At 47.4% G+C, this 11,727-nt stretch carries 9 protein-coding genes; 5 read left to right on the plus strand and 4 right to left on the minus strand.

Translation table 11 applies throughout. The features are described from left to right. Positions 1-44 precede the first annotated feature (44 nt). On the minus strand, positions 45-830 hold the full coding sequence (locus Q7J08_RS02610) for a hypothetical protein (RefSeq protein ID WP_304910132.1): 786 nt from the start codon (positions 828-830) through the stop codon (positions 45-47). A gap of 382 nt (positions 831-1,212) precedes the next feature. Here Q7J08_RS02610 and Q7J08_RS02615 point away from each other — a divergent pair, with 382 nt between their 5' ends. Then, the gene (locus Q7J08_RS02615; RefSeq protein ID WP_304910133.1) at positions 1,213-2,550 is read left to right on the plus strand and encodes a P-loop NTPase fold protein; all 1,338 of its coding nucleotides are present in this window, start codon (positions 1,213-1,215) and stop codon (positions 2,548-2,550) included. 329 nt (positions 2,551-2,879) lie between these two features. On the opposite strand, the gene Q7J08_RS02620 is transcribed toward Q7J08_RS02615, so the two are convergent. Continuing rightward, entirely contained in the window at positions 2,880-3,752 is an 873-nt protein-coding gene (locus tag Q7J08_RS02620) for an Mrp/NBP35 family ATP-binding protein (protein ID WP_304910134.1), read from the minus strand. Positions 3,753-4,058: 306 nt separating this feature from the next. Continuing rightward, positions 4,059-4,433 (minus strand): DUF134 domain-containing protein, encoded by a 375-nt coding sequence (locus tag Q7J08_RS02625; protein WP_304910135.1) that lies wholly within the window; start codon positions 4,431-4,433, stop codon positions 4,059-4,061. Positions 4,434-4,600: 167 nt separating this feature from the next. Between Q7J08_RS02625 and atwA the strand changes: the two genes are divergently transcribed. Together atwA and Q7J08_RS02635 are read left to right on the plus strand one after the other, a co-directional pair. Continuing rightward, entirely contained in the window at positions 4,601-6,274 is a 1,674-nt protein-coding gene (gene atwA / locus Q7J08_RS02630; RefSeq protein WP_304910136.1) for a methyl coenzyme M reductase system, component A2, read from the plus strand. Positions 6,275-6,709: 435 nt separating this feature from the next. Next, the gene (locus Q7J08_RS02635) at positions 6,710-7,300 is read left to right on the plus strand and encodes an acetate uptake transporter (protein ID WP_304910137.1); all 591 of its coding nucleotides are present in this window, start codon (positions 6,710-6,712) and stop codon (positions 7,298-7,300) included. Here Q7J08_RS02635 and Q7J08_RS02640 read toward each other — a convergent pair. Further along, positions 7,297-7,692, minus strand: coding sequence for a GNAT family N-acetyltransferase (locus tag Q7J08_RS02640; RefSeq protein WP_304910138.1), 396 nt, complete (start codon positions 7,690-7,692; stop codon positions 7,297-7,299). The genes Q7J08_RS02635 and Q7J08_RS02640 overlap by 4 nt on opposite strands. A 506-nt stretch (positions 7,693-8,198) precedes the next feature. Between Q7J08_RS02640 and metG the strand changes: the two genes are divergently transcribed. Both metG and Q7J08_RS02650 read left to right on the plus strand, forming a co-directional pair. Beyond that, entirely contained in the window at positions 8,199-10,220 is a 2,022-nt protein-coding gene (gene metG / locus Q7J08_RS02645) for a methionine--tRNA ligase (protein WP_304910139.1), read from the plus strand. Between the two features lie 281 nt (positions 10,221-10,501). Then, the gene (locus tag Q7J08_RS02650) at positions 10,502-11,704 is read left to right on the plus strand and encodes an ATP-binding protein (protein WP_304910140.1); all 1,203 of its coding nucleotides are present in this window, start codon (positions 10,502-10,504) and stop codon (positions 11,702-11,704) included. Positions 11,705-11,727 lie beyond the last annotated feature (23 nt).

Raw genomic sequence — 11,727 nt, forward strand, 5'->3', positions numbered from 1 at the left:
GAAATATTGGTCGGGATCGAATGTGTATGTTTCGTTTCCGCGGATCAGACGTCCCGTTGGACCGAAATGCCGGCAAGCCCTTCCCAGTAAGGAGCCCGCTCCGCTTCCGGCGCGACACCGCACACATTGACATATTCGGGATCGAAGTGCCGGAGGACCGCCGTCAGCGATTCAACATCCGGATCACGAACGTAAACTCTGCGGATCTCATAGGAGTCCAGCAGTTCAGGAAGACGTGCTGTTCCTTCCCTCGAAACCACGATATCACGCTGGACATCAAGTATGGTTTCCAGATGGTCATCGGGAACGACCCAGAGGAACCGTTTTCCGGAAAAATATTCGAGCTCGATCTCTTCCGGCGCCTCGGACGTCAGAATATGACCGCGGATCCCTGCGTCCCTCATCAGACGGCAAAGTGACAAAATCGTTTCAGACAGTGAGTCCTTACACTCTTCGGCATCTCCAAAGTACCCGTCACTGATATCCAAAGCTGAAGGAGAGGGAAGACTCCACCAGCAGTTTTTCTTCAGCGAGTTCACGAGATCTATATCGGCCAAAATCGTGTGCATATCCAGATCGAACTCCCGGATAAACACCCCGTCACGCACGTTCGTAAAGGCATCAAAGAGACGATCGGCATAAAACTCACCGCCGGCTGCAGGAAATTCCACCGCAGGAAGCTGATCTTTGAGGGTAGTTTCTATATTCCAGGTGGTAAGATCGGTTTCCTGACCACACCTCGACATGATCCAGGCTGACAAAACAGAAATATCAGGGACCGCAGGCAGGGCTGAGCCCAGAGACCTGACGGGAAAGGTACATGTACGCATTACAGTATTAGATGAGAAGCTGATACGTAATACTTTTCTTCATAGGGATTACGCGGTATGATCCCAAAAATAACGTATTATTGGACCATACTTTAATTTCTTTACTGGATCTGTGGGAAGCATGAGATAATTCACCGCGAATCTCCGCGAATTCTCGCAAATCGCATTTTTCTTGCATCGTCGTGCTCTGCTCCGGCTTATCGCCTGCGCAGGAATCGCACGCCGTCTGGAAAAATGCTGGGGAAAAACCGGCGTGCCGGTTTTTCTAAAAAGAATATTCCTTGCTTTAATTATTTTTTTACAAAAGTGCTTTCCCCAGAATACACGCATTTTGCTCCATAAGGGAGATAAATAATAAACAAGGATGTCCCTATAGATTCATATGACTCGCCATTTCCCCCCATCAACTTTTGATGATGATTTACTTCAGAGAGAAGAATTAGCTGATTATTTGACGAATTTTATCAACTCATCCTATCCATCATCAAATGAAAACTCATTAGTTTTTGCACTGGATTCCCCTTGGGGTACAGGAAAAACATGTTTCATCAACATGTGGATTGATAAACTGAAAAATCACAAAGAACCCAAATATAATATTATCAATTATAATGCTTGGGAAAATGATGACTGTCCTGACGCAATCATCCCGCTCATATGCAGTTTTAGCCAGTTACTCGGGGATTCTCCCGAAGTTGCAGATTCCCAGAAGAAAACAATACTCAACGTGATTAAGGTTTTCACTCCGAGAATTGCAAATGGACTCCTTCGCAAATTCACGGGGATTGATGGATCAGAATTACTGGAAGCTTGCAGTGAATTCAGGGATATGAATGATCCAAATACCATCTATTCGGAATACACTTCATTAAATGAGAAAAAAGAGAGATTCCGAGAACTTGTTGAGATTTTCTCCTCTAAGAATGAAAAACTATTGATATTTATTGATGAATTAGATCGTTGCCGTCCTACCTATGCAATAGAAACATTGGAAGTTGTGAAACACTTTTTTGATTTGGATAATGTCATTTTCATCTTCTCGACAGATATTGTTCAGTTGAGTCATTCTATCTCAACAATTTATGGAGATATAGATTGTGTTGGATATCTCCAAAGATTTTTTGATAAACAGATTAAATTACCAGTTCCCTCATTAAATGCTTATTTGGAGAAGAGACTTATTACTAGTAATGGAAAATTTCTCGAAATGGAAGCAGACTATTTGTCATTACTTGTATCCAGATTGTCTCTCTCTTACCGTGATATAAATATCATCTGTGATGAATATGTGAAATTTTACAATCAGAAATATGCTATATCTTTTGATATATGTGGAAACGATTATTATGGTCTTCGCAAGGTGTATCTCTCATTATATTGCCTAAAATATACTCAGCCGCTTCTTTATCTTACATTTACTAAGCGCGGAACCTGGGGACATGATAAAGAACCTATTTGGCAGAGACTATTTCCAGATGACAAGGATGTGGGAGACTTCTTTTCTTACTCGTCTGAAGGGATCATGATCCAACCTCTATACCACCTCTTAAATGATACTCCCCAAAGTAATGACGAAACATTGACTAAACGAAACTACTTTTTCAACGCAGAATATGAGAAAGTTGATCCTAACTCTCTTAAGAAGATGACTATAATTGATGCCGTTTACAACAATATTGAATATAAGAAAATGTTTACTTCCTCTAGTATATCCAAGTAAAAAATCTTATACTCCTTTTTTTTGTACAAAACATAGAGCACGAACAGATTTCCATGAGATTTATTTAGGCTTCATACATGATGTTTACAGGAAACAAAGATAGTAAACCCACCGAATTCGACGGGTTATCTTATCTTAAGAAAGAGAGATGGGCTACAATAAAAGAAAAACCCGCACGCGGGTTTTTCCCCAGCATTTTTCCAGACGGCGTGCGATTCCTGCGTAGGCGATAAGCCGGAGCAGAGCACGACGGCGCAAGAAAAATGCGATTCGCGAGAATTCGCGGAGATTCGCGGTTTTTAATCTCAAATCAAAAAAAAAGGGGAGAGTTATTCTTTGGATTCGATAACGGCGATCAGATTTTCCATCACTTTGTCAACGGCATCCCAGGTAGGGCTGGTCTTGCCCGGAGTCCGGACGATAAACGGTCTTCCCTCATCGGCGGCTTTCCGCATCTCGATATCCAGAGGGATCGCGCCGAGATAGGGCACCTTATACTGCTCCGCCGCCTTTTCTCCGCCGCCTTTCCCGAAGATGTCGACAACTTCGCCGCAGTGCGGGCAGACCATACCCGACATGTTCTCGATCACGCCGAGGACGGAAAGATCCATCATCTCGATAAATTTGATCGCCTTCGTCGCATCCAAAACCGCGACATCCTGAGGGGTCGTCACGATCACGGCGCCTTCCACGTTCGGAGCGAACTGGATGATATTCAGCGCCTCATCGCCCGTTCCCGGCGGAAGATCCACGATCAGATAGTCGAGATCGCCCCATTCCACATCGCCGAGGAACTGTTTGGTGGCTGCAGCCTTCATCGGTCCGCGCCATACAACAGGACTGTCGGTTTCATTCAGAAGAAGGGCCATAGAAACGACCTTTAACGAACCGGTCACCTTCACCGGCATGATGTGTTCACCGATCGCCTGAAGACGGAGATCTTCGATCCCGAGCATCTTGCCGATCGAAGGACCGTGTATATCAAGGTCCAAGAGACCGGTCTGATATCCATGGTTGGAAAGCGCATAGGCAAGATTTACCGATACGGTGCTTTTTCCGACCCCGCCTTTTCCGGAGAGGACAAGAATGACGTGACGTACGTTGATATCAGACTTTTCCGGCATTTTAGGGGTCGATTCGGGTTTCTGTGAACAGGTTTCGCAGTTTTCAGTGCAGTTTTCAGGACATTTTTCAGTGGTCATGTATCAATACTCCATTGGGGTCCTGCTGCAGGGATCTTCGGTACATGCAGCAGAACATTGAGAGACGTGTATGAGATAAATAAGATGGTTCGGGGATCAGCCCAAACCAGGATTTGATTGCTGATCGGATCTATTAGGCGGCATTTGCAAGATAGAAAGACCGGATTATGTATGAGAGGTTAGAGGGACGTGGAGGTGGTAACGTTTTTTGTCCCGCATATGAAACGCAGGAAAACGGTCATCGTCCGTAGATTCCATGCGCTTATTTGGGAATCATGTAAGATATATCTGAGATCGAAACCGGAGTTACTCGTCTTCGGGATGCATACAGCAGCCTTCCGGATGGGCAGTTTCGGTTGAGTGCGGGCAGCAGGAGACCTTGAGCATCTTGCCGTTTGCCAAAGCATCAGCGACTTTATAGCGTGCCTCGTGAAGGTCGCGCCATGCCGTTTTTCTGGAAACGCCCATAACGCCTGCTGCATCCTCCTGCGAAAGTCCTTCAAGATCGACAAGTTTCAAAACCGCGATCTCTTCAGGGTACAATATGACCATTTCAATATTGGCCTTTCTCCGGGGACAGACCGGGGCATAACACCCCGGGTTTTCATTGAGCTCAACGCAGCGCCGTATCCTTGGTCTTCCGCATTTACCTTTTGGACAAAAATCAGGATTCTCAGGCATATCTTAACTCGTACTGGATATCTTCTCATGCCATACCTAAATCGTTTTCGATTAGCCGGCCAAGTATGGGAAAATATACAGTGAATACTCATATGCGCCAAAATATATTAATGTATGCGACACGAATCATTCTTAGTAGAAGTGTTACCCAAGTTTTGGAGATGAGTATGTCGACACCATTTATAACAATAGAAAATCTGTGTATGGATTTTGGCGAGAGCGAGCGGGTTCGCGTTCTCGACAATATCTGTCTTGAAATAGCCGAAGGAGAGATCGTAGGTGTAATCGGAAGATCCGGGTGCGGAAAGACCGTGCTGATCCACCTTATCCGAGGGATCGACACCCCGCCGACGAGCGGCAGGATCGTCTATCACATAGCCCGCTGTCCGAAATGCGGCAGGATCGAGTTCAGAAGCGATGCAGGGAAACCCTGCTCCGTTTGCGGAGCCATCCTTGCAGCAGAGGATATCGATTTCTGGGCGCCGGAAAACGAAGCGGTCAAAGCAAAGATCATGGCCCGGACCTCGCTGATGTTCCAGAGGACGTTTTCGCTGTATGGTGACGACCGGGTGATCGAGAATGTTCTCCGGGCACTCGACGATATCAACTATCCGGCAAATCAGGCACTATCCCGTGCGGCGGATCTGGTGGATGAAGTCCGTCTGAGCCACCGGATGCTGCATGTTGCCCGCGATCTTTCGGGGGGCGAGAAGCAGCGTGTGGTCCTTGCCCGGCAGCTCGCCCGCGAACCGCTGTTTCTCTGCGCCGATGAACCGACCGGGACGCTGGATCCAAAGACTGCGAAGATCGTGCACGAACTGCTGAAGGCGGCGGGAACGGAGAAGCGGATGGGTATGGTGATCACATCCCATTTCGCTCAGGTTCTGGAGGATGTGTGCGATCGGGCGGTCCTGATGGAGGACGGACGGATCACGATGGTCGGGAAACCCGAGGAGATCGTGGACGAGTTCATGAAGGGGTGCAAGGATGACTGTACGTATGCATGTGTCGACTGCGGGAGTCCGCTCATTCGGGCAAAAGATCTATCGAAGAAGTTTATTGCGGTCGACCGCGGCGTGATCAATGCGGTGGATAAGATCAGTTTCGAGGTGTATGAGCGGGAGATCCTGGGTATCATCGGGGTCTCCGGCGGAGGAAAGACGACGCTTTCGAAGATGATCGCGGGTCTGTATGAGCCGACGGGGGGGACGCTGGAGGTCCGGGTCGGCGATGAGTGGGTGGATATGCGAAAACCGGGGTATGAGTTCCGCGGGAGAGCGAAGAAGTACATCGGTCTTCTGCATCAGGAGTATGATCTCTATCCTCACCGGACGGTCATGGATAATCTGACGGACGCGATCGGGCTGGAGTTTCCAAAGGAGCTTGCCGTCCGAAAAGCGGTGATCACGCTTCGGATGGCAGGTTTTACGGAGAAGAAGGCACGGGATATTCTGAACCGGAAACCTTCGGAGCTTTCCGAAGGAGAGAAGCACCGGGTGGCACTAGGCCAGGTGCTTATCCGGGAGCCGCGGATCATTCTCTTAGATGAGCCAACGGGGACGATGGATCCTATCACGAAGATCGATGTGAAGCATTCGATCGTGCATGCCCGCGATGAGATGGATGAGACGTTTATCATCGTTTCCCATGACATGGATTTCGTGAGGGATGTGTGTGACCGGTGTATGTTCATTCGGGGAGGGAAGATCATTGCGGAGGGACCGACAGCTGATGTGCTCGCAAAGATCTCGGATAAGGAGGTCGAGAAGATGGCGGCGGATCTGGAAGGCGGTTTGGACGCGAAGCGGACGAACTCAGCTGAACAAACCGAAGGTTTGTGAGAGGCGGGGTGAGCCGATAGGCTCGCCCTCAGCGGAGGCGGATTGTCGGCGCAGCCGGCGATCTTAGCTGAGCAAGTCGATAGACTTGCGACTGAGGGCAGCGGGTGAAGCGCCCGATTTTTTTCTTTTTCTCTTTTGTTGCGTTTACGAGATGTCTGAATGAAGGATATTTTTCCAACTGTCAAAGTCAGGTACTAACCTAATTACTTCATATCTCTGATAATATATGGATCAATCGGTATTATGAACTTATTTCCTAAAAACAGAGTTCAAAAATCTGGTCAAAGTTAAAAGATTAGTTATAGAGGACCTGACCAGTTACGTAAATAATATATACTGTGCACCACTACACTTGTAAGTCGGTGCACCGGTTTCCAACACCAATCACCAATCAGGAGATGTGGTGCACCATTTTTTGGAGAATGTGAATATTTTATGGACCATATCGAAGAAAAGAACAGAAACAATCTCTTTCTGATGGACAACACCGCCAATCCTGCACCATTCGGTCTCTGTGCATTCGGGACGACCACGATTCTGCTCAGTCTCCACAATGCCGGAATAACTGGTCTGACAAGTCCCATCGTCGCGATGGCGCTCTTCTATGGCGGACTTGCCCAGCTCATCGTTGGCAGCATGGAATGGAAGAAGAACAATACCTTCGGGATGGTCACCTTCGGGAGCTTCGGGCTCTTCTGGATATCCTTTGCGGCCATCATGATTCTGCCGGCGCTTGGTCTTGCAACGGCACCAACCGCAGTGGATCTCGCAGCATTTCTCTCCGTCTGGGGTCTTTTGATTTTCGGGCTTTTTATCTGCACCCTGAAGATGCACCGGCTCCTGCAGGTCACCTTCGCAGCAGTCCTCCTTCTGGTGGTGCTGCTTGTGGCTGCAAACCTGACCGGCATTCACCTGATCCATACCATGGCAGGCGTAACCGGCATTGTTGCAGGCGCCCTTGCGCTCTATATGGGTGTCGGAGCCGTCATCAATGAAGTCTTTGGCCGCCCGGTACTCCCGGTTTAACCAATCCCTTTTACCAATCCCTTTTTCTCCCGGAAGCGGACGTAGACCACTTCGTCCATGACGATGCCATTCTTCGTGATGGCATTTCGGTGCACCGCTTCCCGGACAAACCCGCATTTCTCCAGCACCCGCATCGAGGCGGTATTGCTGGAAAACACCCCTGCCCGGAGCCTTACAATGTCGAAATACTCAAACGCAAACGGAAAAATGGCGGTGACCGCACCGGTAGCGATGCCCTTTCCCCAGAACGGCTCTGCCAGCCAGTATCCAATTTCAGCCGTTTGTTTGTAGACATCCTTCAGCGGAATGATGCCGATTCCCCCGATGGCATCGCCATGCAGATCGATTGCTAAGAGGAGGTCGCTGAAAAATATGCCTATTATCTGAAGCATATCAGTATGGGTGAAAATATCACGGCAAGTATGCGGAGAATGAATAAAACAAAGTTAAAACGTCTGGCAAAACAGTTTCCTGAAAATACGGAGATAATATACGCGTATGAAGAGCTGACAAGGTATTTAGAGGGAAATGACTGAATGAACTGCCGGCATTTCTGCGAATGTTTCGATAATGTAATTCTCAAGGCGTCAGAGGGAATAGGAGTCAATGATTCATATTCCAGCTTCTTTTTTCAGGAGAGCATCGCATACCTCTCACATAAAAAAAGGAAACGCAGGGTGAATTTCTTCACCCCACTCGCAAGTTTCCTTGGAATACTTGGTCGCAAATCAAAGATTTGATCGCAAGTCTTCGCTTCGCTCAGCCTTGCTCGGCTAAGGGACCTAAAGGTCCCCGCCCCGCCACTCGCAAACCTTCGGTTTGCTCCGCTGAGGTCGTCGACTTCGTCGCCAACCCGCCAATCAAGTATTTAATACTCATCCACGCCAAATAGTACCACATGACTAATAAGCCCACTGTCGTTACGTGCGGTTTGCCCTATACAAACGGTTTTTGCCATCTTGGGCACCTCCGGACGTACATCCCCGGCGATTTCTACGTACGCTATCTCCGGCGTCTCGGCGAAGACATCGTCTTCATCTGCGGATCCGACAACCACGGGACCCCCATCGTCGTCACCGCGGAGGCCGAAAAAACCACGCCCCGTGCCGTATCCGAAGAATACCACGCCCACTTCGATGCCGTCTTCAAATCCATGGGCATAGCGTTCGACCGGTTCGGGATGACCGATGATCCGACCAACCACCACCGGACCACCTCCATCCTCCAGACCCTCATCGACCGAGGATATGTCTACGAACAGACCATCCAGCAGAGTTACTGCCCGAAATGCAAACGCTTCCTTCCCGACCGGTACGTCGAAGGAACCTGCCCCTACTGCGGCAAACACGCACGCGGCGATGAATGCGACGCCGGATGCGGAAGGCACCTCGAACCCGGAGAGATCCTTGATCCGGTCTGCGCAACCTGCGGGACCAAAGCCGAACTTCGCGAGCAGAAGCATTTCTACTTCAAGCTCAGCAGCTTCCGGGACTATTTGTTAGAGTATCTGCCGACCCTCGGCGGAACACTCAACGCCAAAAACTACGCCATCGGCTGGGTCGAGAACGAACTCAAAGACTGGTGTATCACGAGAATGATGGACTGGGGCGTCAAGTTCCCGGGATCCGACGAACTCGTCTGCTATGTCTGGGTGGATGCCCCGATAGGGTACATCTCATTCACTGAAGAGTGGGCAAATGCGACCGGAAACAGCTGGCAGAAGTACTGGTGCGAAGGGGACCGTGTGCATTTCATCGGCTCCGACATCATCTATCACCACTGCGTTTTCTGGCCGGCAATGCTGCACGGTGCAGGATATCAGCCGCCTTCAGCAGTCGTAGCGAGCGGGATGGTCACGATCGACGGCGAGAAGTTCTCCAAATCGAAAGGGAACGTCGTCTGGACGAAGGAAGATTATCTCGACAAGGGACTGCCGGCAGACTATCTGCGGTATTATCTCCTCGCCTACACGAGTCACACCCGCGAACTGGACTTTTCCTGGAAAGAGTTCCAGGCACGGATCAATAATGAGCTCGTGAACACGTTTGGGAACTTTGCGAACCGGAGCATGAGTCTCGTCAAAACCAAGTTCGGTGACGTGCCGCAGATGCCGGTCGACGCAGAGATCTTTGCCGAGATCGAACGCTCGCTTGCCGGAATCGAAGAAGCGGTCCGTGCATACGAGTTCAAGGCAGCGGTCGACGGCATCCTGCTTCTCGCAGCATACGGAAACGGATACATCTCGAACGCGGCTCCGTGGAAGCTGATCAAGGAAGATCCAAACGCAGCCGCACTAATATTAAAGAACTGTCTCCAGATCGTGAAGGCGTGTGCTCTCGTTATGCAGCCGGTAATGCCGGAGTCTTCCCAGAAACTCTGGGAGATGCTCGGTTATACCGATCTGGTCGAGACCCACCCGATCAGCGATGCACTGGTTCCGTTCGAGAACACGACCCTGGGCGATGTGAAGCCGCTGTTTGCCCGGATGGAGGATAAACAGCGTGAGGAGATGGAAGCTCTGCTTACGAAGCGTGCCGAGGATTCAAAGAAGAAAGCAGCAGGAAAAGATACCATGACAGCAGTAATAGAACCAATCTCGGAAGAGATCATAACAATAGATGATGTGGCAAAACTCGATCTCCGGGTCGGCCGTGTCGTGAAAGCGGAGAGAGTCCCAAAGACGACGAAACTTCTGCGTCTCCAGGTGGATATCGGGACCGAGGTCAGACAGATCGTGTCAGGCATCGCCGATGTCTACACGCCTGAAGAGATGGTGGATAAGAAGATCATCGTGGTCGTGAACCTGAAACCGGCGAAGTTCCGGGGCGAGGAAAGCAACGGGATGCTGTTTGCCGCAGGCGACGAGGCATCACTTCTTGTTCCGCTGAAGGATGTGCCGGAAGGTACGAAGATCCACTGATCTTCAAATAATTCTTTTTTGAAATAAAGTTGGCAGTATTTTTCTGCGGTGAAAGTCGAGAAAAATTTAGTGGACATAGTTTTTGCAATAGATGATTCGACAACTGCCATATGAAAAATAGCGATTAAATATTAGCATCATGTGATTATTCACATTGATTTTTCTTTATTTTCTAGTATAAACATTAGAGATACATTAGATAAATTTAACAAAGAGAATATAATATTGGTCTTGTATAGGAATCCTAATATCCCTGTGGGACAAGAATATGTATAATAACAATGACGAAAATAAAGTGGATTGAGATAGATAATTTTCGTGGAATTTCTCATATTCGCTATGAGCCAAAGCAGATTAATCTATTGATTGGGAGGAATAATTCTGGAAAGACTACTGTTTTGGAGGCGATTTACAGTAATCTTACCGGAAGGTTTCACGAAGGTTCAAGGAATAAGGAACGCGTTTTTCGTATATATGATGTGAAATTCGGGGCAAATCGTGCAGAAATAAAGTCAGATATACATAATGTAGTATTATATGCTATCGATAAAGAATTACCAGACTCCATTCACGCAGAGTATGTGGTAAAATGCTATGAATCACTTCATAAAATATTCGAAAAGAAAAATGTATCTGTAGATATAATTAGGGATTTGACTGAATTTATTATTGAACAATTACACTCTTCCATATCAATATATGACGATAGTATGTTTATTTCAATTGATCCAGATAATTTGAGGTACTCAGACAAATCTATTTCTGCAGAGTATCTCAGATTAATTCAAAAAATGGATCCTATGCAGGTTCAAACTAAGGATAAAAATAGAAATGAATATTCTCATTTGCTAAATCGTATGCGATATCTTGATGATATTGTACCTTACATTCAAAAAATAATAAATGAAAACAGTCTTCCAAAAATAAATAATATTGTCCACATAAATGATATTAATAATATGTTACTATCCTCTTTTGAGGATGATGTAAAAATAATTGAACTGGAAACAATCATTAAAGAACGTGATATTGTTCCGAATCTCGAAAGGCTTACAGAGAAAGGAGTCGTATACAAGTCCTCCAATGGTGAACTGACGACTCTGCCATATTGTATGCATGGAGATGGATTTTTTGCACTTCTTCAATTGCTTTATTCAATCAAAGATGCTGCCGGAGGGGTTCTTTTGATAGAGGAACCGGAGAATCATATGCATCCGGGATATCTGAGTATTTTTGTTGAACAGTTGCTTGAATGGGCGAAGGAACTTGATATTCAGGTGTTTATGACGACACACAGTTATGATTTGATTGAGGTCCTGGCAAACTATTCTATGCATGATGATACGGAAAGTGCAGAGGAAAAGAAGATGATTCAGATTTCACGGATTGTGAAATACCAAGGAGAACATGAGATATATAATTATACTCCCGATAAAGCATTTGAGGAGATGGTAACGTTTAAACTTGACCTTCGCGGAACGTGATATTTGTGAAGAAAATAGTCCTT

The organism is Methanocorpusculum sp., from assembly GCF_030655665.1.
Classification (GTDB): Archaea; Halobacteriota; Methanomicrobia; order Methanomicrobiales; family Methanocorpusculaceae; genus Methanocorpusculum.

Bases quoted from the DNA above. Each gene is read 5' to 3' on its own strand.
- Q7J08_RS02635 (WP_304910137.1), top strand. From the start codon at position 6,710: ATGGACCATATCGAAGAAAAGAACAGAAACAATCTCTTTCTGATGGAC.
- Q7J08_RS02610 (WP_304910132.1), bottom strand. From the start codon at position 830: ATGCGTACATGTACCTTTCCCGTCAGGTCTCTGGGCTCAGCCCTGCCT.
- Q7J08_RS02615 (WP_304910133.1), top strand. From the start codon at position 1,213: ATGACTCGCCATTTCCCCCCATCAACTTTTGATGATGATTTACTTCAG.
- atwA (WP_304910136.1), top strand. From the start codon at position 4,601: ATGTCGACACCATTTATAACAATAGAAAATCTGTGTATGGATTTTGGC.
- Q7J08_RS02650 (WP_304910140.1), top strand. From the start codon at position 10,502: ATGACGAAAATAAAGTGGATTGAGATAGATAATTTTCGTGGAATTTCT.
- metG (WP_304910139.1), top strand. From the start codon at position 8,199: ATGACTAATAAGCCCACTGTCGTTACGTGCGGTTTGCCCTATACAAAC.
- Q7J08_RS02620 (WP_304910134.1), bottom strand. From the start codon at position 3,752: ATGACCACTGAAAAATGTCCTGAAAACTGCACTGAAAACTGCGAAACC.
- Q7J08_RS02640 (WP_304910138.1), bottom strand. From the start codon at position 7,692: ATGCTTCAGATAATAGGCATATTTTTCAGCGACCTCCTCTTAGCAATC.
- Q7J08_RS02625 (WP_304910135.1), bottom strand. From the start codon at position 4,433: ATGCCTGAGAATCCTGATTTTTGTCCAAAAGGTAAATGCGGAAGACCA.